This window comes from Myxococcus sp. SDU36, from assembly GCF_030168875.1.
In the GTDB taxonomy this organism is placed as follows: domain Bacteria; phylum Myxococcota; class Myxococcia; order Myxococcales; family Myxococcaceae; genus Myxococcus; species Myxococcus vastator.
In genome coordinates this window covers 3,752,058-3,776,530 of record NZ_CP077414.1, presented here as the reverse complement: position 1 = coordinate 3,776,530, position 24,473 = coordinate 3,752,058, and the positions used below count along the sequence as shown (strand labels likewise).

The following is a 24,473-nucleotide window of genomic DNA, read 5'->3' as shown; positions in this document are numbered from 1 at the left end:
GGGCCCTTTGGCTTGCGCCTTGGCCGCCGTGCTTGCTAGGAAACCTCGGTCATTCGGGCACTTACGCGCCGTGGCCCCCTGGGCGGACCGGACTCCAACGAGATGGGCGAAGACCTCACAGCCAGACGCAAGGACGCGCATCTCGACCTTTGCGCCACGGGCGACGTCGAACCCACCGGAAACAGCACCCTGCTGGAGTGCGTCAAGCTGGTGCACTGCGCGATGCCGGAGATGGCCGTGGAGGACGTGGACCTGTCCACGGCCTTCCTGGGCAAGCGGCTGCGCTCCCCGCTGCTCGTCACCGGGATGACGGGTGGGACGGAGCGTGCGGGCGCGGTGAACCGCGACCTGGCGCTGCTCGCCGAACGCCACGGCCTGGCCTTTGGTGTCGGCAGCCAGCGCGCCATGTCGGAGGACGCCTCTCGGGCCGCGTCCTTCCAGGTGCGGCAGGTGGCGCCCACGGTGGCGCTCCTGGGCAACATCGGCATGTTCCAGGCCATCCGGCTGGGCGTGGACGGAACGCGCCGGCTGGTGGACGGCATTGGCGCGGACGGGCTGGCGCTGCACCTCAACGCGGGGCAGGAGCTGACGCAGCCGGAAGGTGACCGGGACTTCCAGGGCGGCTACCGCGTGGTGGAGCTGCTGGTGCGGGCCTTTGGCGACCGGCTGCTGGTGAAGGAGACGGGCTGCGGCATTGGCCCGGACGTCGCGCGGCGGCTGGTGGACCTGGGCGTGCGGAACCTCGACGTGTCGGGCCTTGGCGGGACGTCCTGGGTGCGCGTGGAACAACTTCGCGCGTCGGGCGTACAGGCACAGTTGGGCGCGGAGTTCAGCGCGTGGGGCATCCCCACGGCGGCGGCGTTGGCCACCGTGCGCCGGGCCGTGGGCCCGGACGTCCACCTGGTGGCGAGCGGGGGCCTGCGTACAGGGCTGGACGCCGCCAAGGTGCTGGCGCTGGGCGCGAACCTGGCCGGCCTGGCGCTGCCGTTGTTCCGCGCGCAGCAGGCGGGCGGGCTTGTGGCGGCGGAGGCGGCGCTGGAGGTCATCCTGGCCAGCCTGCGGCAGGCGCTGGTCCTGACGGGTAGCAGAAGCTGCGCTGAACTGAGACAGCGGCCCCGGGTGGTCACCGGAGAGTTGAAGGATTGGTTGGCGGCGCTGTAGAGGGCGGCCGCGCCGAAGTCTGGAAGGAAGAACATGTCTGACACCGTGACGTCCCGGCTCCCCGGGTTCCACAAGCTGCCGATGGAGGAGCGCCACGCGCACCTCTCCCGCATGTTCCAGCTCACGCCCGAGGACCTGCAGCAGCTCTTGGGCTCGGAGGCGCTCCAGCCTGTCCTGGCGAACCAGATGATTGAGAACGCGGTGGGGACCTTCTCCCTGCCGCTGGGGCTGGGCCTCAACCTCCAGGTCAACGGACGCGACTACCTGGTGCCCATGGCGGTGGAGGAGCCGTCCGTCGTGGCGGCGGTGTCCTTCGCGGCGAAGATTGTCCGGGAGTCGGGCGGCTTCATGGGTGAAGCCGACCCGTCGCTGATGATTGGCCAGGTGCAGGTGTCGCGCTACGGCGATCCGACGGTGGCCACCGAGCGCCTCCTGGCGCACAAGGAGCAGATCCTCGCGCTGGCCAACAGCTTCCACCCGGCCATGGTGGCGCGTGGCGGCGGGGCGAAGGACGTCGAGGTTCGCGTGCTGCCGGCCCCGGAGGGCCCGCGCGGCGAGCCGCTGCTCATCGTCCACCTCATCGTCGACGCCCAGGAGGCGATGGGGGCCAACCTCATCAACACCATGGCGGAGGGCGTGGCGCCGCTCATCGAGCAGATTACGGGCGGCAAGGTGTACCTGCGCATCCTCTCCAACCTGGCGGACCGCCGGCTGGCGCGCGCCATGTGCCGCATCCCCATCCCGCTGCTGGCGGACTTCGAGATGCCGGCCGAGGAGATCGCCGAGGGAATCGCCCAGGCCAGCCGCTTCGCTGAAGCGGACCCGTACCGCGCGGCCACGCACAACAAGGGCGTGATGAACGGCATTGACGCGGTGGCCATCGCCACGGGGCAGGACTGGCGCGCCATTGAAGCGGGCGCGCACGCGTTCGCCTGCCGCAACGGACAGTACCGGCCGCTGTCCACCTGGTACCTGGAAGAGGGGCACCTGGTGGGCCGCATCGAGCTGCCCATGGCGCTGGGGACGGTGGGCGGGCCCATCAAGATCCACCCGGGCGTGCAGATGGCGCTCAAGCTGATGCAGACCTCGTCGGTGCGCGAGCTCGCCATGGTGTTCGCGGCGGTGGGCCTGGCGCAGAACTTCGCGGCGCTCCGGGCGCTGGGCAGCGTGGGCATCCAGAAGGGCCACATGGCGATGCACGCGCGCTGCGTGGCGGTGACGGCGGGCGCGCGGGGCGACTGGGTGGAGAAGATCGCCAACCTGCTGGTGAAGGCGGGCCACGTGAAGGTGGAGAAGGCCCGCGAGCTGCTGGCCAACCTCCCCGCCGAGGATGCCGCGGCCGCGACCGGCACCACCGTCTGACGCCGTGGCGCCTCGTTCAGAATCCATGTCGGCCTTTGGCGCCGGCAAGGTCATCCTGTTGGGTGAGCACAGCGTCGTGTACGGGCACCCGGCCCTGGCCGGGCCGTTGTCGCAGGGCGTGACGGCGCGCGCCGTGCCCGCCAAGGTGTGTCAGCTCGCGTTGCCCTCCACCCTCAGCCGTCCGCAGCGGGCGCAGCTCACGGCGGCGTTCGCCCGGGCCGCGGAGGTGACGGGCTCGCCGCCGGTGAAGGTGTCGCTGGAGGCGGACCTGCCGTTGGCGGTGGGGCTGGGGAGCTCGGCGGCGCTGTCGGTGGCGTGCGCGCGGTTGCTGCTCCAGGCGGCGGGGAAGGTGCCCACGCCGAAGGACGCGGCGCGTGTGGCGTGGGCGATGGAGCAGGAGTTCCACGGCACGCCGTCCGGCGTGGACCACACCACCAGCGCTGCGGAGCAGCTTGTGTTGTACCGGCGCAAGCCGGGGGCCGCCAAGGGGACGGGGCAGGTGGTGGAGAGCCCCAGGCCCTTGCACGTGGTGGTGACGCTCGCGGGTGAGCGCAGCCCCACGAAGAGGACGGTGGGCGCGCTGCGCGAGCGGCAGGCCCGCTGGCCGTCGCGCTACGAGCGCCTGTTCGCGGAGATTGGACGGGTGTCCTCGGAGGGCGCGAAGGCGGTGGCGGCGGGAGACTTGGAGGCACTGGGCGACGCGATGAACGTCAACCAGGGCCTGCTCGCGGCGCTGGGCCTGTCGTCGCCGCCGTTGGAAGAGATGATCTACCGGTTGCGGGAGCTGGGGGCGCTGGGCGCCAAGCTGACCGGGGCCGGTGGAGATGGTGGGGCCGTCATTGGCCTGTTCCTGGAGCCCAAGCCCGTGGTGACGAAGCTCACCCGGCTGGGCGTGCGCTGCTTCAGCAGCCAGCTCGCGGGACCGCGGGCGTCGTGAGTCCTCCCATGAAAGCCACAGCTCTGGCGCATCCCAACATCGCCCTGGTGAAGTACTGGGGGAAGCGGGATGACGCGCTGATTCTTCCGCATCAGTCCAGCCTGTCCCTCACGTTGTCGCCGCTGTCGGTGACGACCACGGTGGAGTTCGGCGCCGCGAGCGACCAGGTGGAACTCAACGGTCACACCGCGAAGGGCAGCGAGCGCGACCGCGTGCTGCGCCTGTTGGAGTTGGTGCGCGCACAGGCGAAGGGCGAGCTGGGCCCCGCGAAGGTGGTGTCGCGCGGGGACTTCCCCATGGCGGCGGGCCTGGCCAGCAGCGCGGCGGGCTTCGCGGCGCTGGCGGTGGCGGGGCGCGCGGCGGCGGGACTGCCGTCGGAGCCTCGCGCGGCCAGCATCCTGGCGCGCCTGGGCAGCGGCTCCGCGTGCCGGAGCGTGCAGGGTGGGTTCTGCGAGTGGCAGCGCGGCGAGCGTCCGGATGGTGAGGACAGCTTCGCGGTGCAGCGCTTCGACGCGGCGCACTGGCCGGACGTGCGCATGGTGGTGGCGATTCTCGACCGCGGCGAGAAAGAGGTGAAGTCGCGGGACGGGATGAAGCACACGGTGGACACCAGCCCGTACTACCCGGCGTGGGTGAAGGACGCCGAGGCGGAGGTGGTGCAGGTGCGCGAGCACATCGCCCGGCGAGATTTGCAGGCCCTGGGTGAGCTGTGTGAGCGCAACGCATGGCGGATGCACGCGACGTCCTTCGCGGCGAATCCGCCGCTGAGCTACATGAACGCTGGGACGTTGGCGCTCATCCAGCACCTGAAGGAGCAGCGCAAGAAGGGCATCCCGGTGTGGTTCACGCTGGACGCGGGACCGAACCCGGTGCTGCTGACGGACGCCGCGCACGAGGTGGCCGCGGAGGCGCTGGCCCGCGCGTGCGGCGCGGTGGACGTGATTCGCTGCGTGCCGGGTGGTGACGCGGAGCTGAAGGCGGAGCACCTCTTCTGATGGAGCGCGCCCTCTCCGCGCCGGGGAAGCTGTTTCTCTCGGGTGAGTACGCCGTGCTGTGGGGCGGCGTGGCGCGGCTGGCAGCGGTGGCGCCGCGCACGTCCGCGTACGTCCGCCGCCGTGCGGATGCCCGGGTGCACGTGTGCCTGGAAGAGGGCACGCTCGCGGGGAGCACCACGCCGCTGGGCGTGCGCTGGGAGCGGGAGGTCCCGGCGGGGTTCTCCTTCGTGGCGCGGGCGCTGGACGAGGCGTTGCGTGCGCATGGGCGCGCGAGTCAGGGCTTCGACCTGGCGGTGGCGCCGTCCGCGGTGGGCCCGAACGGGCAGAAGCTGGGCATGGGCGGCAGTGCGTGCGCGACGGTGCTGGCGGCGGAAGGTGCGCGCTATGTGCTGGAGGAGCGCTACGACGCGCTGAAGTTGGCTTTGTTGGCGCACACGCTCGGGCAGGGCGGGAAGGGCAGCGGCGGGGATGTGGCGACGAGCTTCGCCGGAGGCGTGCTGCGCTACCGGCGCTACGACGTGGCGCCGTTGATTGAGGCGAGCAACACCGGGCGGCTGCGCGCGGCGCTGGCCGAGTCTCCGTCGGTGGACGTGTGGCGGCTGCCTTCGCCCCGGGTGTCCATGGCGTATGCCTTCACGGGTGAGAGCGCCTCGACGCGGGTGCTGATTGGCCAGGTGGAGGCGCGGCTGGAGGAAGCGGGCCGCCGGAGCTTCATGGAGCGCTCGGACACGCTGGGCCACGCGATTGAGGACGGGCTGAGCGGCGGAGACTTCCGGGCCTTCTCCGAGGCCGTGAAGGCGCAGCACGCGCTGCTGCTGGAGCTGGGGCCGCTGGAGACGGAAGGCATGCGTCGGGTGCTGGCGCTGGCCGCGACCTACGGTGCGGCGGGCAAGCTGTCCGGCGCGGGGGGCGGCGACGGCTGCATCCTGTTCGCTCCGGATGTCCAGGTGCGGGCGGAGATGTGCAAGGGATTGGAATCCCGAGGCTTCCATACGCTGCTCCTGGATGCCGAGCCTGGCGTGCGTGGCGAGGCCCAGGTGGCTCCCCGACTGCGGACCTGGGTCGACGCTCTAATCTGAACACCTGTTTTCGATGACTCGCCAGCTCTCTGTCTTGCGGCCCAATGCAGGGGCAATTGACCTGGCAATGAAGTTGCTTGGCGCAGACGACCTCTTCGTTACTGGACACTGAGCGAAATATGAGCGAGCGGATTGTCGCGCTATATCGTTTCGGGGTTTCTGAGCAGGTTGTTACTGGACTCAGGGGCGTACTCCATCGCGCAGGAGCTTCTTTGGCGCGTCCCCAGGATGGGCGCACCTTTATCATTGATGCAGAAGGAGAACAGATTCCCTCACCGGAGACTTCCCTGCTGCGGCTCCTTCGAGAGCAGCGTGAAGTTGCTTTCCAGTGGTGGCTGGGCGCTCAGGAGGACATTTACTGTCGTGTCCGAGTCATGGGGGAGGTCATTGTCGTGGAGTTTGGGCTTGAGGGGACGTCGCCACAGGACCGAGCTCTCGTTGGAGAAGTGCTCCTGGAGTATGTCCGCAACGAGCGTGAGCATGTCATCGCGTTCATTTATGACCCCGAGGGGGTGACTGAAGATCGCGACTGGGACGATCACTTCGTGCGAGGCGAAATCATTGACTGGCGCCACTCTGACGTCGGATTCCCAGATGTGTTGGTGGTCCGTGAGACGATTCAGTTTCGTCTGAAGAACGCTCCAAGGAATGTCGAGCGAGTCGCGGATGATGGACTTGTCGTCATGACATGGAGGCCCTCTGGCGCGTAGGTGCCCGGACGACTACTGCCTTGCGGGTGAGCGTTTGACGAGGGGCAAAACGGAAGCGTAGCACGATGAGTGGGATTTCCCTGTCGCGGCGCGAGTCGCAGGTGGATTTCGTGGCTGGCAACGCCGAATCAGAACGCAAGGTGAGGGCGCCAATGGATTTGGTAAAGCTCGGCATTCCCTATGGGTTCCTTCGGGAGAGGACGCGGCTTACTTGGCGCGAGGTTCTTTTCGGCATGGGCAACGAGCTCTTGTCTTCCGAGGTGCCGGTCGAAAAAGCTGTCGAGCAGCTCGGCATCGAAGATGGGCCTGCGCGGGCGCTCGTTGATCTGGCGGGCCTGGAGCCGTGGAGGTCGCCTCGTGACTACGTGGGGGCACTCGCGGATGCCGAGGCAAGGCAGGACGCCGAGGCGATAAAAGGCAAGTGGCTCTACCTCGTGTTGGATTGGGTGTTCATCAACAGGGAGCACTTCGCTGATCCGCTGGAGATGGTCGAGAAGATCTATGCCGATTTTGGGTACCCAGAGCGTATCGCCCGGTTCATCCGATACATGCCTTCTGACGAGCCCGATCTTGGTAGCCGCGAGTTGAACGAGCAGAGGCTCTACGGCCAGTGGAAGAACTGTTTGGACGAGCTGTCGGTCGAGTATTCTCCCCGCGGTGCTGGTACCTGAGGAGGAGCGCGTGAGAGACAGCGCCGTCATCGATCGCGGGTGGGGCCCATGAGCACTTTCGAGGGGGCGCGAGCACTTGATGAGATTGCACGACAATGGGCGCTGCATGACGGGAGGATTCTGTCGATAACGGCGCGCGTCGCAGCTGTCAGTGGAGTGCGACTGGAACTCGTGTGCTCCCCTCGACCAGTGTCCCTCCGCCAGAGCGCACCGGGTGGGCGGCTGCGCTCCGCCAGGAGGTATGCTGAGGCTGGCCGCGGAGGTAGCGAGCCATGCACGGACTCAGGACGACGAAGAAGCGGGGCGGTTGGCGGCAGTGGACGCCTGACGAGGCACGCAGGGAGTTGGCGGCGTTGCAGAGGAGCGGGTTGCCGCTGGCCACGTACGCGCGGCAGCGCGGCGTCTCGGACCAGCGACTGCGCTGGTGGCGGGAGCGCCTCGGGGAGTGGGAGGAGGCGGCGCCCGTTAACGGCCCAGCGCGGTGGGTACCGGCCGTGCTGAGGGGGATGAGCGCTGCGCCGACGCTGCCCGCGGAAGGGAGTGCCGCGGTGGTGGTGAGGCTGCCGGGCGGCTGTGTGCTGGAGTTGTTGGACGCGGCCGCAATCCCCCCTGCCTGGGTCGCAGAGTTGGTGGGTGCGCTGGCTGCGGGGGGCGGGTAGATGCTGCTCTTGCCCCGGGCGGTGAAGGTGTACGTGGCGATGGCGCCGTGCAACCTGCGGCGCAGCTTCGATGGCTTGAGCAACGAAGTCCGCGAGGTGCTGGCCAAGGACCCACTGAGCGGCCACGTCTTCGTCTTCCTCAACCGCCGGAAGAACCAGGTGAAGCTTCTGCTGTGGACGCGCGGCGGCTTCACCCTCGTACACAAGCGCCTCGAGCGTGGCACCTTCACCTTTCCGAGCCAGGTGGCCCTGGGCGCCACCAGCATTGAACTCGACGTGCATGAGTTGGCGATGCTGCTCGAGGGCATCGACGTGCAGCGCGCGCGGACGTCGCAGCGCTGGGAGCCCCCGGGGCACTTGCGCTCGGCCTGAAGAAAATCTCCTTCGAGGGTGTGGCGCGGGCACGGCGGCTGGTTACCTTTCCCGCGCCTTGCCAGGTACCGCGCCCACCTCCGAGACGACGAAGAAGCCGCGCCGAGGCCCGGTGCTGGAGGTGCTCAAAGCGCTCCTCGCCGAGGGCCGCACCGAAGAGGTGGTGGCGTTGGTGGCCAGGCTGGTGTCGAGAAACTCGGAGCTGGAGCGGCTGCTTCAGGACGCCAAGACGAAGGGCAAGAAGAGCGAGGGCGTGTCCACCACGCAGCTGAAGCTGCTCCTGGGCGGACTGCCGGCGAACTCCGATGGTGACGTGGCGGAAGTGGATGCAAGACTTCGCCGCTCGTCCGGCATTGACGAGGAGCCTCCGCAAAAGGAACAAGCGCGGCCGAAGCGGACGCGTCCCGCCCGCCGCCCCATTCCGACGAATCTGCGCCGGGTGGAGAACGTCATCCCGGTGCCTGCACAGCAGCGTCCGTGCCCTCGGTGCGGCGAGGTGCGGAAGTGCGTCGGGCACGAGGTGACGGAGGTCATCGACCTGATTCCGGCGGAGGTCATCGTCCGGCAGGACAAGCGGGAGAAGCTCGCGTGCCACCTGTGCGAGGCGGAGGTGGTCCGCGCCCCGCTGGGCGAGAAGGTGGTGAGCGGCGGGAGGATGGGCGCCAGGCTGGTGGCCCAGCTTCTCGTGGAGAAGTACTACGACGGGCTGCCGCTGAGCCGGCAGGTGGAGCGCTTTGAGCGGCTGGGACTCGAGGTGGCCCTCTCCACCCTCGCCGACCAGGTGGCCTGGGCAACCGAGGCGCTCCGGCCCGTGTGGCGCGCGGCCATGTCCAAGGTACTGGGCGCCACGGTGATGCACCTGGATGCGACGTCGCTGCCGGTGCTGGACTCGAAGAATGCGAAGGGCATTCGCCTGGGCGCCATCTGGGGCTATGTGGGCGCCGACGTGAAAGACTGCGGCACGCAGCACACCGCGCTGTGTCTGTACAACTCGACGGGCAAGCGGGAGGGCCAGCGCGAGGGGAGATAGGCCCCGCGCAGATGCTGGCGATGCGAGTGGGCCTCACGGTGGCCGATGCGGCCGGCCTCTTCGACGCGTCCTTCAAGCGGGCGGGCCTGCTGGAATGTGGCTGCAACACGCACGCGAGGCGCTACTTCCGGAAGGCCCTGGACGGCGGCGACAAGCGAGCCGCGCTGCCGCTGGCGGCCTTCAAGCGACTCTTCGCCATCGAGCGAAGGCTCCAGGCCTGTACCATTGACGAGCGGCGGCGAGGGCGGCAGGAGCGCAGCAAACCCGTCTACGACGACCTCATTGCCTGGGCGATTGCCCACCAACCCAATGAGCCGCCCTCCTCCCCGCTGGGCCGGGCCATCCGGTACTTGCTCAACCACCAACAGGCGTTGCGACGCTACCTCGAAGACGGCGTCATCCCCATCGACAACACCGTCGTGGAGCGCCTGCACATCCGCACCGCGCTGACGAGGAAGAACTTCCTCTTCGCCGGCAGTGACGCAGGTGGCGAACGCGCCGCCATTGCGTACACCCTCCTGGGGTGCTGCAAGCTGGCTGAGGTAGACCCCGTCGCATACCTGGCGGACGTCCTGCCCCGGCTGGCCACCAAGAAGCTGTGCCTCCGCGACATGCCCGCGCTGCTGCCCGCGGAATGGAAGCGCTCGCATCCCGAAGCCGTGCGCGGCAAGGCGGCAGCCGCGCGCTGAGCGCCAGGGGCGCCTCGCGCCTCGCAGGCAGGCGTGGCCCTCTCGTATGGTCCTCGGCGGAGGACGGCATGCCGAAGAACCAGAGGAAGCTCCGCATCTACATCTCCGCCGACGCGCTCGCGCTGCTCAAGCACCTCGACTACCCATGCTCCGAGGAAGTGCTCGCCTCGGCGAAGCGAGTCGAAGGGCTCGAAGACGAGGGCTTGGACTACGAATTGAGCGGCACCCGTGATGACTTCGAGAGCCTCGCCGGCTGGGTTGCCGGTGATGCAAACCACGCCGACCGCCGCCAGAAGCGGAAGCTGGCCTTGCTGCTGGCCCTCTCGGACGCGCTCGAGTCGGTGCTCTGACGACTGACGACGCGCCGCTGGCGGCCCGCCCAACACTCTCTCCGCTCAGACTTCAAGGGCCTGCCGGGTGCGCTCGGGCGGAGGGACACCTCGACCAGAAAGCCCCGTGGCAGAGTTGCGCATCCTCTTTTCGGAAGTGACCCGGCTCGAACTCCGATGGTCTGAGGACCAGGAGTTCTATTTCGTTCCTGGTTACAAGGCGCTCATTCAGTCATCGGGAATGGTCTATTTCTCCCTCGACCCATACGACGATACGGTCGCGGCGATCGACCCGAGGGATGCCAGCGTCATCGAGGCGCACGGACTCCTTGCTGACTTCGTGATGAAGTCTGGCTGATTGGTACTGCTTTTCAGTGCTCCAGGGCGCCAGGGAATCGCATTCTCGGCTGCACATGTTGCGCAGAGGCACCCGGCCGTGGGCTGCGCGGTGGGGATTCATGCAAAAACCGTCAATGACTGTCGTGATGTTGTGCGGAACACTCGTTGCTGGGTGCAATGGAGGAGAGGAGGAAAAGCCGGATCTCGTCGCGGCTTCGATCTCGCCCTCGAGCCAGGCGGTCGTCTCCTCGGCAGTCGAGGCGTCGCTCTTGTGCGTCGAGACGTACGTCCATGCGGGTACGTTGGCCGGACGCCTACACCTCATCTCTCGCGGCGGCATGTGGCTCCGCGAGAGATGGGCACAACCCCGGTCGTGTCCGCGGCTCGTCAGCGCGAGCGCTTCGATGCCGTACCGCGCATCTCGTTGAGCGCGTCCTCCACGGCCGCGCGCAGTTCCTCGATGATGGTGTCGAGGAACGGCCGGCGCTGGAGGTCTTCGGTAATCCAGGGGTCCATGATGACGGAGCGCAGCACGGTGATTCGGCCCTCCTCGCCACGCCCCGAGGTCGCGCCGCTGCCCAGCAGGCGCGTCTTGTAGTCATCGAAGAACTTCTTGCCGTAGTCCTCCTCGATGAAGTCCGTGGTGCTCACCAGCAGCCGGTAGCCGTAGATGTCGCGGCCGTCGGCTTTGACGCCCAGGCGCTCGTAGATCTTCCGGTTGAAGGTGTTCGCCTCCTCCAGGCTCGGGTTGAGGCCCTGCCCGGAGGTGAAGTTGAAGGCGTAGGTGAGGATGTTGAGGTCCGCGCCCGTCTCGCGCAGCAGCTCCAACTCCTCCTCCCCCGACGCCGTGAGGAGCTTCTCCTGCGGCACGCCCGTGATTTGATGCCGCAGGGTCTCCAGCGCCTGCTTCTCACCGCCGTACTTGCGCTTGAGGGGCTCGGAGAGCTTGAAGCGCGGGCCCGGCACCACGACGTAGTCACTGGCCGCGGAGTTCATCATCAGCAGCCGGGCATGGAACAGCTTGCAGTTGTAGAGCGCCCTCCCGAGGATCTTCCCGTAGCCACGTTGGTCTGGTGGGACGACGGCATGGCTCAGGTACACGCCCGCCGCCGCGGCGCCGGGCTTGGAGCCCTCGATGCCGTACTTGCCCACGGTGAGGTCCTCCTGGCTCCCCGCCGTGTTGATGTAGGGCGCTTCGAAGGCCACCAGGCTGCGCATGGACTGATTGCGGTAGCACAGGGCTCCAGCGGGGTAGGGCAGGTAGCCCGTCTTGTGCGGGTCCACGGTGATGGTGTCCGCCTCGGGGAGCGCCTCGAACTGCTGCGTCACGTACCGGCTCAGGGGCAGCACCGGCGCGGGCGGGCCCGCGCGGCTCTTGTCGGTGCTCGGCGGCGCGCGCAGGAGCGAGGCGAAGTACCCGCCCCAGGCCGCGTCCGCGTGCACGCAGAACGACATGCCCTGCGGATGGTACTTCTGCTTTCGGAGCGCCAGCACGGATGCGAGTGGGTCCACAAGCCCCTCCTCCGTCGTCCCCATCACCGCCGTCACCGCGATGACGGGCTGCTGGTCCGCCTTGCACTGGTCCAGCCGCACCTCCAGGGCAGACACGTCCATGCGCCCCTCTTCATCCAGGGGGATGCTGAACATGTGGTCCGCGCCGATGCCCAGGATCGCCGCCGCCTTGGGGAGCGAGTAGTGCTTGGAGCCGGGGACCATGAACACGGGGGCTGGGATGTCCCCCAGATAGCGGCGGGTGAACTCCACGAGCCCCAGGTCCTGGAGCATGTAGTTGCCCACGCGCGCCGTCAGCGTCTCCACCGGAATGGAGAACTCCTCCTGGATGCGGGTGGGGATGCCCAGCACCTCGTCCACGTCCAGGTTCAACGCCTGCCACGCATCCAGGTCGAGCAGACGTGCCCGGGTCCCCGACGGCAGCGTCACCTGAAGCGACTTCGCCGCGGCCAGCGCGGACTCCCGCTGGATGGCCTCGCGCAGGGACAGGGGATAGAACTTCAGGTTTCGCGCGGCCCACATCGCCTCGATGTTGGCGGTGGTGCCACCGCTGGTGAGGTGACTCCAGGGGCGGATGTCGCCCTTCTGGGTGTAGCCCACCATCCGGCACAGGTCCTCGCCAACCCGGACCTCCAGCACCGTCGTCAGTGGCGAGGCCTCCAGCGCGACGTTGTTCTGATTGTAGAGCATCGCCGCGAAGTAGCCGGCCATGCCCGGGAGCGTCTGGTCCCAGGTCATGTGGCCCTGGTAGCGCATGCTGAAGAACGGCGCGGACTTCTTCAGCTCGGCCAGCAGGTTGTTGAACTCCGTGTGCAGCGTGTCGAGCGCCCGGAGGTAGCCCGGGTCTCGCTTGATGCTCTGGGTGATGGCGGGAGGGTCCATCGGGTGGAAGTTCCGGCGCCAGAAGGCGTGGTCCCTCAAGGCCTCCAGCACCAGTTGCTCGAAGACGTCCGCGTTCTCCGCGCGGGGCCCCAGGAACCACGCCTCCACGTCCCGCCCGTCCTCGATGGGGGCTTCCCTGCCGTGGGTTGAATCCCACAGCAGCTCTCGGTGCGCGAGCTGGTTGGTCTTCAGTCGCTCGCGCAACGCCTGCTTCAATTCGTCCAGGGCACGACTCGAGTAGTCCGGCTGGGACTTGTGGGCCATGTGGGGCTCCTTGCGTCAGGGAAAGACCATGGCCAGACACAGGGCGTGGGCGGGCGGCCACGGTCGCGCCAGATATACCTGACGCACGCTCAATCCCTCTCGTCATGTCGTGCGGCTGTCGGTTCATGACAATCATCAGCCCTCCTGGGCGGTCCATCCGGCCCGGCCCGCGGGACTCCGCGCTGGGCTGGAGGTGCCAACGTCTCGTGCTCGACACTCTCGCGGGCCTCTGGTACGCGCTGCGCCGGTGTGCTCCGACCGGTTCCTGAAAGCCATATCAAGCACGGCCCAGCATCCATGGGCGCCATGGCTCCTCATCGGCGCTGGGGCATGGCTGCTGCGCGTCGCGGGCTTCTTCCACCGGGGTGGTGCCCTGGGCTACCCGGTGGACTACGACGAGGGCGTCTACTTCAGCGCCGCGGCGCTGTTGACGCACGGGGTGTTGCCCTACCGTGACTATTTCTTCGTCCACCCGCCCGGCATCGTGGTGCTGCTGGGGCCGTTGGCCGCGCTCGGCGGGCGCGTTGACGCGGCCACGGCGTTCTCGGTGGTGCGTGGGTTCATCCCGCTGCTCGGGGCCCTGAGCGCGGTGCTGTGTGGCCGCATCGTCCAGTCGCGCTGGGGCACGCGCGCGGGAGTCGTGGCGGCGCTCGTCTATGCCCTCTACCCGGAGGCGGCGGCCACGGAGCGGGGCCCCTTCCTGGAGCCAGCGCTGAACCTCGCCTGTCTGGGGACGGCGTGGGGGTTGCTACGCCCCGCGGACACCGGACGGGCGTTGCGCCGCGATGTCTGCGCGGGCGTCCTGCTCGCGACCGCGTGCGCCATCAAGCTGACCGCGGGGGTGTGGGTGGTCGCGGTGGCGTGGGCGTTGGGGGGAGCGGGCGACCTCAGGCGGGCCCGCCGGGTGATAGGCGTCGCCGCTTTCACGGGGCTCCTGTGGGTGGGGCCCTTCCTCGCCGTCGCCGCGGGCCCGATGGTGGAGGGGCTCCTGCGCTTTCAACTGCAGCGGCCACCCGATGGAGAGCTGGAGCCAGTGCGCCGGCTGCTCACCATCCTGGGGGAGGGGCACTGGGGCGTCTCGGTGTTGAGCCTGCTGGGGCTGGCCGGGGCCTTGGCGCGTGCCCGCCGGAGTGACGCCGTCGCGGAGCGGCTCTTCTCCCTGGCGTGGCTCCTGACCGTCGCCGTCTTCCTCGCGTCCAAGAGCTACTGGGGGCAGTACAACGCGAGCCTCGCGCCCGCCACGGCCGTGCTCGCCGGGCTGGGCGCTTCGCTGTTGCTGGACTGGGCGGAGCGGCGCTCACGTCGACTCGAGGTCGCCATGGTGGCGGCGGTGGGGCTCCTCGCGCTCTCCTCGCTGCCGGCGGCCCTGCGCTCCGCGAACCAGCGTGACCGGGGACTCCTCACGATTGGCAACGCGATACGCGCCTCGGTCCCCGCGAAGGCCACGCTCTGTGCCTTCGAGCCAGCCTGGGCCATCGCCGCGGGCCGTCTGCCAGGCCTTCCATGGGGGAGCCCCCTCCTGGTCGACCCCTATGGCCTCATGTTGCATGACGCCTCGGACGGCTCAGCGCGCTTCACCTCGGCCACCGCGGCCTTCGAGGACGAGCGCACCCAGCGCACCGTGCTGCCGCTGCTCGAGCGCTGCGACGCCCTGGTCCTCCTTGGGAGAGGTGAGTGGCAGTTGTCCGCGGCCAGCGAGCGCTGGGTGGGCGAGCACTTCACGCGCGAGGGCGACGTGTGGAAGCGCCGGCCGTGAGCGTCAGAACATCTGCCCGAAGGTGACGTAGAAGCGCTGCCGCCCGGAGCCCGTGGAGACCGCGTAGTCCGTGCGAACCACCGCCGCGCGCCGGGAGAACCGCAGGCCTCCGCCGACGCCCGGGTGCCAGTGCCACCACTTGCCATCCGAGACGCCCGGGTGCCACACGCGGCCCAGGTCCACGAAGGCCACCGCGCCCAGCTTCAGTTGCTGTCCGAAGACCTGGAACCGGGCGGCCTGATAGCGCAGCTCCGTATTGGTGAACGCCTTGATGTTCCCAGCGAAGCGGTTGCGCTCGATGCCGCGCACGCTGTTCATGCCGCCAATGCCTTCGGACACGTTGACGCCGCCGGTGTTGCTCCACTCGTAGAACGGCACGTCGCCGAACAGCATGTCCAACGTCATCCGGTGCGCCAGCGTCAGCCGCGACGTCAGCGGGAAGTAGCGCCGCTCGCTCAGGGTGACGCCGACGTAGTGGTAGCGATTGCCCGTGGCGTTGCCGGAGATGCGCAGCGACAGCTCCTCGACGCTGCCTTGTCGCGGGTCCGATTCGTTGTCGCGTGTATCCCAGAGCACGCCGGCGAGCAGCTGCCCCATGTTGCCGCCGTCCATGCCCAGGGGCTTCTCCAGCGACAGCATGGACTTCTCGTAGGCATCCACGCGCATGTGCCGCCAGCCGTAGCCCACATAGGACTGGAGCGGATGTTCCTCTCCGAAGGGGTGTCCGCGCAGGCGGAACCAGAAGCCCGGCGTCCCCTTGTCGAAGTTGTACAGCTCGTTGTTCACGTCCCCGCGGAAGCCCGGCGCGGACAGGTTGCCCGCGCCAAAGAAGGGGCTGCGAAGCTCGCGCCGGTAATCCAGCCGGCCTTCCACGCGCAGCGGCCCGAGCAGCTTCGGCCCGTCGTAACGCAGCGAGTGGTTCTGCACGCCTCGGTTGCTGAAGAACGTCTGCGCGCTGATGGCGTGCGCGTAGGGCTGCTTCCCAGGCGCATAGAGGTACATCCCGCCCACGGCGCCGTAGCCCATGCCCTGGTCCGAGTTGAAGCTCACCAGGGGGATGGCAATCGCATCGAAGCCGGACGTCCGCACGGGCTCGAGCCCGGGCGCGGGGCGCGCTCGGGCTGCCGGAGCAGCGCTCAGGCTGACGAGGAGGACGGCCGTGGCGGGAATGAGCATGAAGGGGCCGCGGAGGACGCCCGGGTGGTGGCGTTTCTTCCCGCACGGATAAGCCCCGGCGGTTGCCCGCCCGCTCTCCTGGAGGGCGGCTCCCACTCCAGGGCGGCTGGCCTCTCAAGTGCTCATCTTGGCTGCCAGAGGAGGGAAGGCGACACCCGTGAGCGCTGTGCTTCCACCAGCGATGCACCTGTGGGCCCACGGCCTCGTGCGCCGGGTCCGGGAGAAGGTGCCGCCCGCGCCAGGACACAGGGCGAGGAAGCTGCTCATCGTCCACCTGGACGGCGTCCCCAAGGGCCTGCTGGATGAGGCGCTCGTCGCGGGGCGCATGCCCTTCCTGGCGCGGCTCGTTCGCTCGGGGGCCTATCACCTGGACGAGGCCTTCTGGGGCGCGCCCACGTCCACGCCTTACTTCCAGGCGGGCCTGCTCTACGGCATGCGCCACTCCAACCTGCCGGCGTACTCGTGGTTCGACCGCGAGCTGGGACGCAAGGTCCAGATGAACACCCCAGCGGATGCGCTGGCCATCGATCAGCGCCTGCGAGGCGCGGGGCGGACCAGCCTGCTCGACGGTGGGGGGCACGGGTACTTCTCCCTGTTCCGCGCGGGGGCCGAGAACGCGCTGAGCATGAGCACGCTGGCCAGCTTCAATCAGATGTCGCGCTCGTTCTCCTACGAGATGCGGGGGCTGCTCAGCGCGCGCACGCGCGGCCTCTGGGACTATCTGCGCTCATTGGGAATGGACACCTGGGCCGCGGCGCGTGAAGTCACCCACTGGGCGCGTGGGCTTCACGACTGGCGCCACGAGCCGGCCTACCTCTTCAGCCACGTCTTCCTCCAGCGCCTGGGCTGGAGCTTCGCCTTCACCAAGTCCCTGGTGGACCTGGCGCGGGGCGTGCCCGTCATCTACCTCGTTTACGGCAACTACGATGAGGTGGCCCACCGCCGGGGGCCTCGCTCCGAGCAGGCGCTCGCGGAGCTGTACCGCGTGGATGCATACCTCGCGGAGCTATACGCCGTGGCGGGCGCGGTGCAGCAGCCCTACGACGTCGTCTTCCTCTCCGACCACGGGCACGTGGACTGTCTACCCTGGGAGCAGCGTCAGGGCCAGCCTCTGGCGCGGTGGTTGACGGCGCCCCATGGCGACGGCCCCCTCTCCGATGACGTGGTCCGCGGCCTCTGCGACGGAAGGACTCGCCCGGAGCCGGACACGCAGCCGCGAGCGCCCTTCACGCCAATGGCCGTCGAGTGCGGCGACTTCGCCCATGTGTACGTGTCCGGTGAGCCCACGCCGCTGGAGGCCAGGTCGCTGCTCGCGCGCCACCCCGAGGTGCTGGCCCGGGTGACGCGGAGCCCGGACATCGGCCTCGTCGCCCTGAGACGAGGCAACAGCGCGGTCGCGCTCGTGCGTGGCGGCGTCTACACCGTGGACTCCTTGGACCGGGCCCCGCTGTCCACCGAGTTCAGCAAGCGCGCGGTGGCGGAGTTCCTCCGCGTCCTTCCCACCATGTCCACCGCGGGGGACCTGGTGCTCTTCGGCGAAGCCGTGCGGCGCGGTGGCACCGTGGGCTTCGCCTGGGAGTTCGGCTCGCATGGAGGACTCACCCGCACGGAGGCCAACAGCCTGGTGTGCTGGCCCGCCAAGGCACCCGTGGACCTGTCCGGCCTGTCGCACTGCGCGCAGCTCCATGAGCGGCTCGCGGCGGCCTATCTCGAAGACACCCCACGACTCCGGTGGGTGCCGTGAAGGGCAGGGCGAGGCATTCCGGGGGCCGGGCGTTGTTCAAGGCGCTGCTCGCCGTCTTCGGGCTCGTGCTGTCCGTCGTCCTGCTCTCCACCGCGTTCTTCAAATGGAACCTGGGCGGAACCGGGCCCCTGCTCCAGCCGCGCTTCCCGCTGGGGGACTTCGTGCGCGACCTGCCCGGCCACCTCGTGTGGCTGGTGCCCTTCATGTTGCTCCAGGCCTCCCTCATCCCGCTGCGCGCGGTGCAATGGCAGAGCACCCTCCGCCGGCCGGTGCCCCTCAAGGAGCGCTACCACCTGGTGGCCATTGGCGCCTTCGTCCACAACGCGTTGCCCGGGAAGCTGGGCGAAATCATGCGCTCGTTCCTCCTGTCGCGGACGCAGCGCATCCCCTTCCTGCGCTGCCTGGGCACGGTGGGCGTCTGCAAGCTGATGGAGTTCGCGGCGCTGATGTTGCTCGTCACGCTGTCGCTGCTCGGCCCGTTTGGCCAGACGCTGTCCCGCTTCCAAGGGGAGCTGAAGGTGGCCGTGTCGCTCTGCGTGGGGCTGGTCGCGTTGGTGGTGCTGCTGGCGCACTGGTCCGGTCCACTCGCCTTCGCCCTGCACAAGCGCCACAAGCTCCCCCGAGTGGAGGGCTTCCTCCACCACGTCAGCGAGGGCCTGGGCACCGCGCGCTCCTTCACCGGCATGGCGAAGGTGTTCGTCTACTCCGTGGCGCCAGTCCTCGCCTCCGCGCTGGCCTACGGCCTGGCGCTGCAGGGCATCGGCATCTCCGGGGGCCTCTTCGCCGGGGCGGTGGTGCTGGGGGCCATCTCCCTGGGGCAGTCGCTCCCGGGCGTCCCGGCGGGCATGGGCATCTACTACTTCGTGACGAGCTGGGCGGCCCGCAGCCTGGGGGCCTCGCCGGAGGACGCGGCGGCCTTCTCCACGCTCACGCACCTGGGCACCGTCATCAGCCAGGTCGCCGTGGGCGCCGTCTCCGTCCACCTGCGGAAGATTCGCATCCGCGACCTCCGCAAGGGCGGGAGCCTCGCGCGGGAGGCCGCGAACCACGTGGCGCACGATGCCGTGGAGCCCGCGCATTCCTGACCCCTGAAAAGCGAAAAGGGGCCCCGGTTTGAAACCGGGACCCCTTCTCAACTTTGTGCCCAGGAGAGGACTCGAACCTCCATGCCCTTGCAGGCGCTAGACCCTGAATCTAGTGTGTCTACCAATTCCACCACCTGGGCAGGTGGGGCATCGCGGTGCGGCGCTGCGATGGGCCGGACATATAGAGTTCCTGCCCCGCCCCGTCAAGCACTACGTAACAACCTCACTTCTTCAGCGGCCATTTCCCTTCGGCCTCCAGGGAGCGGCGCAGGACGGGGTTCTCGTCCATGAAGGCGGTGAGGGACTCCTCGGTGATTTCAACCAGGATGTCCTCGGCGCCCAGCTCCGTCTGGCAGCTCAGCCGGGAGTAGGGGCGGACGTCGAAGCCCATGTCCAGTCGGTCCGCCTCCGCGTCTGTCTGGTCGCTCAGCGAGTCGAGCCCCTTGCGGACCCAGATGTGACAGGTGGAGCAGCCGCAGACCCCGCCGCAGCTGTGCCCCACCTGGGCGCCGCAGGCCTCGGCGGCGTCCAGCAGCGTGGTGCCGGTGGGCACGTCGGCGCTGACCTCGGCCAGGGGGCTCTTGAAAGTCACCTTGGGCACGTCAGTAGTCCTCCACGGAGTGGCCAGCCACCACCTGGGTGATGGCCTGGTTCATCACCCGCTCGATGAAGGGGCGGGACGCCTCGTCCAGCGCGTGCACGGCCTCCTTCAGCTTCAGGTGGTCCTCGCCCTTCATCAGCTCGCGCACCCGGGCGATGGCGGAATCAATGACGGCACGCTCCCCGTCCTGGAGCAGCGAGCCGTGCTCACCCAGTTGCCGGTCCGCTTCGGCGAGGACGCGCTCGGCGTCCACCCGCTGCTCGCGGACCTGCCGGGCCTGGATGTCATCCTCGGCGTAGTCGATGGAGTCGAGCAGCATCTGCTCAATCTCCTCATCGGTGAGGCCGTGGCTGGGCTTCACGGTAATCGACTGGCTGACGCCGGTGCTCTGCTCCTGCGCGCTGACGGAGAGGATGCCGTCCGCGTCCACCTGGAAGCGGACCTCCACCCGGGCCATGCCCGCGGCCAGGGGCGGGATGCCGGACAAGGTGAAGCGCGCCAGGCTGCGGTTGTCCTCCACCAGCTCGCGCTCGCCCTGGAGCACGTGGACGTCCAGGCCCGTCTGCCCGTCCTTGAAGGTGGTGAACACCTGGCCCGCGGTGGTGGGGATGGTGGAGTTGCGCTGAATCAGCTTCTCCACGATGCCGCCCATCGTCTCCAGGCCCAGGGACAGCGGAATCACGTCCAGCAGCAGCACGTCGTCCTGACGGTCCGCCGTGGTGAGCAGGTTGGCCAGCACCGCCGCGCCCAGCGCCACCACCTGGTCCGGGTTGATGTCGCCCAGCGGCTCACGGCCGAACAGCTCCGCCACGTAGCGGCGCACCGCCGGCACGCGGGTGGCGCCGCCGACCAGGATGACGCCGTCCAGCTCCGCGGCTGTCACGCCCGCGTCCTTCATCGCCCGCCGGCACACCGTGCCCGTCTTCTGCACGAAGGGCTGAATCCAGGCGTCGAAGTCCTCGCGCTTCACCGCGTGCGTCTGCCCGCCCGCGGCGAACTCCACCGACGCCGCGTCGGTGAGCGCCTCCTTGGCCTTGCGCGAGGCCGCCAGCACCTCCGCCACCAGGGCGGGGGCCGGCGCCTCGGACGCGCCCAGCGTCTCCAACACCCGCTGCGCAATCGCCCGGTCGAAGTCGTCGCCACCCAGCGCGGAGTCGCCGCCGGTGGACTTCACCTCGAACACGCCGTCCACCAGCTTGAGGATGGAGATGTCGAAGGTGCCGCCGCCCAAATCGTAGACGGCGAACGTGCCCTGGCTGCCCTTGTCCAGGCCGTAGGCCAGCGCGGCGGCGGTGGGCTCGTTGAGCAGCCGCAGCACCTCCAGCCCGGCGAGCCGGCCCGCGTCCTTGGTGGCCTGCCGCTGGGCGTCGTCGAAGTAGGCGGGCACGGTGATGACGGCCTGCTCCACCTTGGTGGAGAAGTGCGCCTCCGCGCGGCGCTTGAGGGCGCGCAGCACCTCACCGGAGACTTCAATGGGCGTCACCGGCGTGCCGCCCGCCACGTCGAAGCGCACCACCTTGGCGCCGGGCGCGAACTTGTAGTGGCCCAGCTTGCGCGTCTCCGCGTCGTCCGGGCTGCGCCCCATGAAGCGCTTCACGGAGGCGATGGTGTCGGTGGGGTGCTCGGAGGCCAGCTTGCGCGCCCGGGCGCCCACCACCACGCCGCCATCCTTCGCGTAGTGCACCACGGAGGGGAGCAGCAGCGCGTCGCCCTCGTCCACCGGGACGCAGACGGGCTTGTCTTGCACCACCGCCGCCACCAGCGAGTTCGTCGTGCCCAGGTCGATGCCCACCGCCTGCCCCTTGGGCTTCAGCGGGTCGTGAATCTGAAGGTAGCCGTTCTTGCTCACGCCTGAATCTCCTCCTCGAACGCGTCCACCTGCTCGAGGAAGCGCGTGAAGTAGCGCACCCGCCCCAGCGCGTGCGATGCCTTTCTCACCAGTTCCTGCCCGTCGTCCCCCGGCCCGCCAGCCTCCAGGGTGCGAAGCGACTCCGCCGCCTGGGTGAGGGCCGCCTTCTTCCGGGCCTCCACGTCGTCCGCCATGGCCCGGGCGCGGCCCAGGTCCTTCTTCGCCATGGCGGTGTCCAGCGCCTCGCGCAGGTCCATGACCTCCTCCAGGAAGGCCAGGGGCATGTCCTTCTGGGCGCCCGCGTCCTCGCGGTCCAGGTCGATGCCGTGCAGCTTGAGCAGGTAGAAGGCGCGGCGCACCGGGTCCTTCAGCGTCTTGAAGGCCTCGTTGAGGGCGGTGGTGCCCTCCAGGGCCTGCAGGCGCTCGCGCGCGCTGGCCTGTGCCACGCGGTCCGGATGGAGCTGCAACGACAGCTCGCGGTACTGCTTCTCCAGCGCCGGCACGTCCACGTCATAGGCGCGCTTCAGGCCGAAGACGTCGAAGTGGGTCCTCACGGGGGGCTCTCCAATGCGGGCAGGGGACAAACGAAAAGGGCCCGGCGGCTGGCCGGGCCCGCGTGGCGACGGCTCCACCCGGCAGGAGGGTGGAGCGCGTGCTGCCGCGTCAGACGGAGAAGCTCTCTCCGCAGCCGCAGGCCGCCTTGATGTTGGGGTTGTTCAGCTTGAAGCCGGAGGCCATGAGCGTCTGCTCGAACACCAGCTCGGTGCCGATGAGGTACAGGTAGCTCTTCGGGTCCACGAAGACGCGCACGCCGTCCTTCTCGAAAATCTTGTCGCGCTCGCGGGACTTCTCCGACCACTCCATGGAGTACTGGAGGCCCGAGCACCCGCCGCCCTTCACGGCCAGCCGCAAGCCGGCCTCGGGCGTCTGGCGCTGCTCCAGCAGCTCCTTCAGCCGCGTCACCGCGCTGTCGGCGATGGTGATGCCCTTGGGGGGCTTGGCCACGGGCGCGGTGGCAGGCGCCTGGCGCTGCGTCGTCTCCTGGGTCGCCTGCTCGCTCATGGTTCGCCTCTCTCTTTCCAGCAAACGTCAGGACGCCTTGGCCTGACGCGCGGCGCGCTTCTTCTTGAAGTCCTCGATGGCCGCCTTGATGGCGTCCTCCGCCAGCACGGAGCAGTGAATCTTCACCGGCGGCAGCGACAGCTCGCGGGCCACGTCCTTGTTGGAGATGGTCATCGCCTGGTCCACCGTCTTGCCCTTCACCCACTCGGTGACGAGCGACGACGAGGCGATGGCCGACCCGCAGCCGAACGTCTTGAAGCGGGCGTCCTCGATGAGCCCGTCCTCGGAGATCTTGAGCTGCAGGCGCATCACGTCGCCGCAGGCGGGCGCGCCCACCAGGCCGGTGCCCACGTTCGGGTCTTCCTTGTCGAGCGTCCCGACGTTCCGGGGGTTCTCGTAGTGCTCGATGACCTTGTCGCTGTAAGCCATGCCTGCTCCTTCAACGGATGCTTCTCACCAAAGGTTCCGGTGGGCAACGCCCTCCGGGCGAGGAGGCTCGCGCCCCCCTGTCTACCAGGGAAGGCGCTAGTGCGCCGTCCACTCGATGCTCTTGAGGTCGATGCCTTCCTTGGCCATCTCGTAGAGCGGGCTCATGTCGCGCAGCTTGCGGACCTTGTCCACGACGAGGTTCACCACGTAGTCGACTTCCTCCTCCGTGGTGAAGCGGCCCAGGCCGAAGCGGATGGAGCTGTGCGCCAGCTCCTCGTCCACGCCCAGCGCGCGCAGCACGTAGGACGGCTCCAGGGAGGCGGACGTGCACGCCGAGCCGGAGGACACCGCCACGTCCTTGATGCCCATCATCAGGGACTCACCCTCCGCGTGGGCGAAGGAGATGTTGAGGTTGCCCGGCAGCCGGTGCTCCATGGAGCCGTTGATGATGGTCATGTCCAGCGCGTCCGTCAGGCCCTTGCGCAGCTTCTCACGCAGGCGAAGGATGCGCGCGGACTCCTCGGGCAGCTCCTTGCGCGCCAGCTCGGCCGCCATGCCGAAGCCGACGATGGCCGACACGTTCAGCGTGCCGGAGCGCATGCCGCGCTCATGGCCGCCGCCGTCGATGATGGGCGCGATGCGCACGCGCGGCCGGCGGCGCACGTACAGCGCGCCAATGCCCTTGGGGCCGTACATCTTGTGCGAGGTGATGGAGGCCAGGTCCACCTTCATGGCCTCCACGTCGAAGGGCACCTTGCCGATGCCCTGCACCGCGTCGCAGTGGAAGAGCACGCCCTTGGAGCGGCACAGCGCGCCAATCTGGGCGACGGGCTGGACGACGCCAATCTCGTTGTTGGCGAACATGATGGAGACCAGCACCGTCTTCGGCGTCATCGCCGCGGCCAGCTTCTCCAGGCTCACGCGGCCGTCGGGCTCCACGTCCAGGTAGGTGACGCGCGCGCCGCCGGTGGGCAGCTCGGCCCACTTGCGGTACGTCTCGTCGGAGTCCACGTCGTGCTTCGCCAGCAGCGCTGCCTGGTTGTCCTCAGTGACGTCCTGGCCCGCGAGCTGCGCCAGCCGCAGCAGCTTCAGCTCGTCCAGGCGCTCCTGCCGCACGCGCTCCAGGCGCTTGCAGGTGTCCAGGATGGCCTTGTGCTCCGTCTTCAGGGTGATGATGTGGTCACCCTTGGACTTGTAGAACTCGATGACGCCCTTGATGGCCAGGTTGTCGGACTCGGTGGCGCCCGAGGTGAAGACGATCTCCTGCTCGGCCGCGCCGATGAGCTCGGCCACCTGCTGCCGGGCCTTGTTCACCGCCGCCTCGGCCTTCCAGCCGAACACGTGATTGCGGCTGGCCGCGTTACCGAAGTCCTCGCGCAGGTAGGGCAGCATCGCCTCCAGCACCCGCGGGTCCAGCGGGGTGGTGGCGTGGTTGTCCATGTAGATCGGCAGCTTCACCATTGCTTCGAACACCTTCCTGGAGGGGACGTCGACCGGCGCCTCGGAGCGCCTTTGCCGCAGGGGGAGCCTACACCGTCACACCTGAATGTGGACCGGACTGGTCAAATATAAAAAGGGGCGCCTTCGGGTCAAGCGAACATCAGGAGCGCTACGGGTGTGGGTGCGTGCTCCCAATAGGACGCCTTAAGTCAACGCCGCTCCGTCGTGGATCAGTTCGGGTGCGCCGTGCTGGAGCGAGGTGCCCCGGAATGGCGCACACCCCCTGGCCAACCGCTTGATTTCCCAGCGAGCCCCTCCCTGGCCGGCCGCCTGCACTGGC

General features: G+C 68.8%; 24 protein-coding genes and 1 tRNA gene. 16 read left to right on the top strand and 9 right to left on the bottom strand.

Annotation, left to right across the window (positions count from 1 at the left end; translation table 11 throughout):
- Positions 1–102: 102 nt before the first annotated feature.
- The 13 genes from fni (at position 103) to KGD87_RS14700 (ending at position 10,352) form a co-directional block, all read left to right on the top strand.
- Positions 103–1,161: a type 2 isopentenyl-diphosphate Delta-isomerase gene (gene fni, locus KGD87_RS14760; RefSeq protein ID WP_284668057.1), complete on the top strand. Its 1,059-nt coding sequence runs from the start codon at positions 103–105 to the stop codon at positions 1,159–1,161.
- Positions 1,162–1,194: 33 nt separating this feature from the next.
- Positions 1,195–2,523: a hydroxymethylglutaryl-CoA reductase, degradative gene (locus KGD87_RS14755; protein WP_284668056.1), complete on the top strand. Its 1,329-nt coding sequence runs from the start codon at positions 1,195–1,197 to the stop codon at positions 2,521–2,523.
- A gap of 25 nt (positions 2,524–2,548) precedes the next feature.
- Positions 2,549–3,460, top strand: a complete 912-nt coding sequence (gene mvk / locus KGD87_RS14750; RefSeq protein ID WP_502888025.1) for a mevalonate kinase — start codon at positions 2,549–2,551, stop codon at positions 3,458–3,460.
- An 8-nt stretch (positions 3,461–3,468) separates the two neighbouring features.
- A complete protein-coding gene (gene mvaD, locus KGD87_RS14745; RefSeq protein ID WP_284668054.1) occupies positions 3,469–4,455 on the top strand; it encodes a diphosphomevalonate decarboxylase in 987 nt (328 codons plus the stop codon).
- A complete protein-coding gene (locus KGD87_RS14740; protein ID WP_284668053.1) occupies positions 4,455–5,534 on the top strand; it encodes a mevalonate kinase family protein in 1,080 nt (359 codons plus the stop codon). Before mvaD ends, KGD87_RS14740 begins: the two co-directional genes overlap by 1 nt.
- 119 nt (positions 5,535–5,653) lie before the next feature.
- Positions 5,654–6,244 (top strand): hypothetical protein, encoded by a 591-nt coding sequence (locus KGD87_RS14735; protein ID WP_284668052.1) that lies wholly within the window; start codon positions 5,654–5,656, stop codon positions 6,242–6,244.
- A 65-nt stretch (positions 6,245–6,309) separates the two neighbouring features.
- The gene (locus tag KGD87_RS14730; protein WP_284668051.1) at positions 6,310–6,915 is read left to right on the top strand and encodes a DUF2247 family protein; all 606 of its coding nucleotides are present in this window, start codon (positions 6,310–6,312) and stop codon (positions 6,913–6,915) included.
- Positions 6,916–7,187: 272 nt separating this feature from the next.
- A complete protein-coding gene (tnpA, locus tag KGD87_RS14725; RefSeq protein WP_284662560.1) occupies positions 7,188–7,574 on the top strand; it encodes an IS66 family insertion sequence element accessory protein TnpA in 387 nt (128 codons plus the stop codon).
- Entirely contained in the window at positions 7,575–7,946 is a 372-nt protein-coding gene (gene tnpB / locus KGD87_RS14720) for an IS66 family insertion sequence element accessory protein TnpB (RefSeq protein ID WP_095959537.1), read from the top strand.
- 58 nt (positions 7,947–8,004) lie between these two features.
- Positions 8,005–8,976 carry an IS66 family transposase gene (locus tag KGD87_RS14715; RefSeq protein WP_284663042.1) on the top strand — a complete coding sequence of 324 codons (972 nt, stop codon included), beginning with the start codon at positions 8,005–8,007 and terminating at the stop codon, positions 8,974–8,976.
- An 11-nt stretch (positions 8,977–8,987) separates the two neighbouring features.
- Positions 8,988–9,665 (top strand): IS66 family transposase, encoded by a 678-nt coding sequence (locus KGD87_RS14710; protein WP_284663043.1) that lies wholly within the window; start codon positions 8,988–8,990, stop codon positions 9,663–9,665.
- Between the two features lie 68 nt (positions 9,666–9,733).
- Complete coding sequence (locus tag KGD87_RS14705; protein WP_284662566.1) at positions 9,734–10,015, top strand: hypothetical protein; 282 nt, start codon at positions 9,734–9,736, stop codon at positions 10,013–10,015.
- A gap of 106 nt (positions 10,016–10,121) precedes the next feature.
- Positions 10,122–10,352, top strand: coding sequence for a hypothetical protein (locus tag KGD87_RS14700; RefSeq protein ID WP_284668050.1), 231 nt, complete (start codon positions 10,122–10,124; stop codon positions 10,350–10,352).
- A gap of 368 nt (positions 10,353–10,720) precedes the next feature.
- On the opposite strand, the gene KGD87_RS14695 is transcribed toward KGD87_RS14700, so the two are convergent.
- Positions 10,721–12,991: a pyridoxal phosphate-dependent decarboxylase family protein gene (locus KGD87_RS14695; RefSeq protein ID WP_284668049.1), complete on the bottom strand. Its 2,271-nt coding sequence runs from the start codon at positions 12,989–12,991 to the stop codon at positions 10,721–10,723.
- Positions 12,992–13,238: 247 nt separating this feature from the next.
- On the opposite strand from KGD87_RS14695, the gene KGD87_RS14690 reads away from it, so the two are divergent.
- Complete coding sequence (locus tag KGD87_RS14690) at positions 13,239–14,747, top strand: ArnT family glycosyltransferase (RefSeq protein ID WP_284668048.1); 1,509 nt, start codon at positions 13,239–13,241, stop codon at positions 14,745–14,747.
- A 3-nt stretch (positions 14,748–14,750) separates the two neighbouring features.
- Here the strand turns inward: KGD87_RS14690 and omp85 are convergent, their stop codons facing one another.
- Positions 14,751–15,923, bottom strand: a complete 1,173-nt coding sequence (gene omp85 / locus KGD87_RS14685) for an Omp85 family outer membrane protein (RefSeq protein ID WP_284668047.1) — start codon at positions 15,921–15,923, stop codon at positions 14,751–14,753.
- A 181-nt stretch (positions 15,924–16,104) separates the two neighbouring features.
- On the opposite strand from omp85, the gene KGD87_RS14680 reads away from it, so the two are divergent.
- Positions 16,105–17,667, top strand: coding sequence for an alkaline phosphatase family protein (locus tag KGD87_RS14680; RefSeq protein WP_284668639.1), 1,563 nt, complete (start codon positions 16,105–16,107; stop codon positions 17,665–17,667).
- On the top strand, positions 17,664–18,752 hold the full coding sequence (locus tag KGD87_RS14675) for a lysylphosphatidylglycerol synthase transmembrane domain-containing protein (RefSeq protein WP_284668046.1): 1,089 nt from the start codon (positions 17,664–17,666) through the stop codon (positions 18,750–18,752). Before KGD87_RS14680 ends, KGD87_RS14675 begins: the two co-directional genes overlap by 4 nt.
- A 56-nt stretch (positions 18,753–18,808) precedes the next feature.
- On the opposite strand, the gene KGD87_RS14670 is transcribed toward KGD87_RS14675, so the two are convergent.
- The 7 genes from KGD87_RS14670 to KGD87_RS14640 all read right to left on the bottom strand — a co-directional run bounded on the left by KGD87_RS14670 (position 18,809) and on the right by KGD87_RS14640 (position 24,151).
- Positions 18,809–18,892: transfer RNA gene (locus tag KGD87_RS14670), tRNA-Leu, on the bottom strand.
- Between the two features lie 83 nt (positions 18,893–18,975).
- Entirely contained in the window at positions 18,976–19,353 is a 378-nt protein-coding gene (locus KGD87_RS14665) for a 2Fe-2S iron-sulfur cluster-binding protein (RefSeq protein WP_284668045.1), read from the bottom strand.
- 1 nt (position 19,354) lies between these two features.
- The gene (gene hscA, locus KGD87_RS14660) at positions 19,355–21,202 is read right to left on the bottom strand and encodes a Fe-S protein assembly chaperone HscA (RefSeq protein ID WP_284668043.1); all 1,848 of its coding nucleotides are present in this window, start codon (positions 21,200–21,202) and stop codon (positions 19,355–19,357) included.
- Positions 21,199–21,756, bottom strand: coding sequence for a Fe-S protein assembly co-chaperone HscB (gene hscB, locus KGD87_RS14655; RefSeq protein ID WP_284668042.1), 558 nt, complete (start codon positions 21,754–21,756; stop codon positions 21,199–21,201). Before hscB ends, hscA begins: the two co-directional genes overlap by 4 nt.
- A 109-nt stretch (positions 21,757–21,865) precedes the next feature.
- Positions 21,866–22,264 (bottom strand): HesB/IscA family protein, encoded by a 399-nt coding sequence (locus KGD87_RS14650; protein WP_163784930.1) that lies wholly within the window; start codon positions 22,262–22,264, stop codon positions 21,866–21,868.
- Positions 22,265–22,291: 27 nt separating this feature from the next.
- Complete coding sequence (iscU, locus tag KGD87_RS14645; protein WP_002634235.1) at positions 22,292–22,693, bottom strand: Fe-S cluster assembly scaffold IscU; 402 nt, start codon at positions 22,691–22,693, stop codon at positions 22,292–22,294.
- 96 nt (positions 22,694–22,789) lie between these two features.
- Positions 22,790–24,151 carry an IscS subfamily cysteine desulfurase gene (locus KGD87_RS14640; RefSeq protein ID WP_284668638.1) on the bottom strand — a complete coding sequence of 454 codons (1,362 nt, stop codon included), beginning with the start codon at positions 24,149–24,151 and terminating at the stop codon, positions 22,790–22,792.
- Positions 24,152–24,473: the final 322 nt, after the last annotated feature.

Coding starts and splice junctions, on each gene's coding strand:
- KGD87_RS14680 (WP_284668639.1), top strand. CDS start 16,105: ATGCACCTGTGGGCCCACGGCCTCGTGCGCCGGGTCCGGGAGAAGGTG.
- KGD87_RS14695 (WP_284668049.1), bottom strand. CDS start 12,991: ATGGCCCACAAGTCCCAGCCGGACTACTCGAGTCGTGCCCTGGACGAA.
- KGD87_RS14705 (WP_284662566.1), top strand. CDS start 9,734: ATGCCGAAGAACCAGAGGAAGCTCCGCATCTACATCTCCGCCGACGCG.
- iscU (WP_002634235.1), bottom strand. CDS start 22,693: ATGGCTTACAGCGACAAGGTCATCGAGCACTACGAGAACCCCCGGAAC.
- KGD87_RS14755 (WP_284668056.1), top strand. CDS start 1,195: ATGTCTGACACCGTGACGTCCCGGCTCCCCGGGTTCCACAAGCTGCCG.
- KGD87_RS14735 (WP_284668052.1), top strand. CDS start 5,654: ATGAGCGAGCGGATTGTCGCGCTATATCGTTTCGGGGTTTCTGAGCAG.
- KGD87_RS14710 (WP_284663043.1), top strand. CDS start 8,988: ATGCTGGCGATGCGAGTGGGCCTCACGGTGGCCGATGCGGCCGGCCTC.
- mvk (WP_502888025.1), top strand. CDS start 2,549: ATGTCGGCCTTTGGCGCCGGCAAGGTCATCCTGTTGGGTGAGCACAGC.
- omp85 (WP_284668047.1), bottom strand. CDS start 15,923: ATGCTCATTCCCGCCACGGCCGTCCTCCTCGTCAGCCTGAGCGCTGCT.
- tnpA (WP_284662560.1), top strand. CDS start 7,188: ATGCACGGACTCAGGACGACGAAGAAGCGGGGCGGTTGGCGGCAGTGG.
- KGD87_RS14730 (WP_284668051.1), top strand. CDS start 6,310: ATGAGTGGGATTTCCCTGTCGCGGCGCGAGTCGCAGGTGGATTTCGTG.
- KGD87_RS14650 (WP_163784930.1), bottom strand. CDS start 22,264: ATGAGCGAGCAGGCGACCCAGGAGACGACGCAGCGCCAGGCGCCTGCC.
- fni (WP_284668057.1), top strand. CDS start 103: ATGGGCGAAGACCTCACAGCCAGACGCAAGGACGCGCATCTCGACCTT.
- tnpB (WP_095959537.1), top strand. CDS start 7,575: ATGCTGCTCTTGCCCCGGGCGGTGAAGGTGTACGTGGCGATGGCGCCG.
- mvaD (WP_284668054.1), top strand. CDS start 3,469: ATGAAAGCCACAGCTCTGGCGCATCCCAACATCGCCCTGGTGAAGTAC.
- KGD87_RS14740 (WP_284668053.1), top strand. CDS start 4,455: ATGGAGCGCGCCCTCTCCGCGCCGGGGAAGCTGTTTCTCTCGGGTGAG.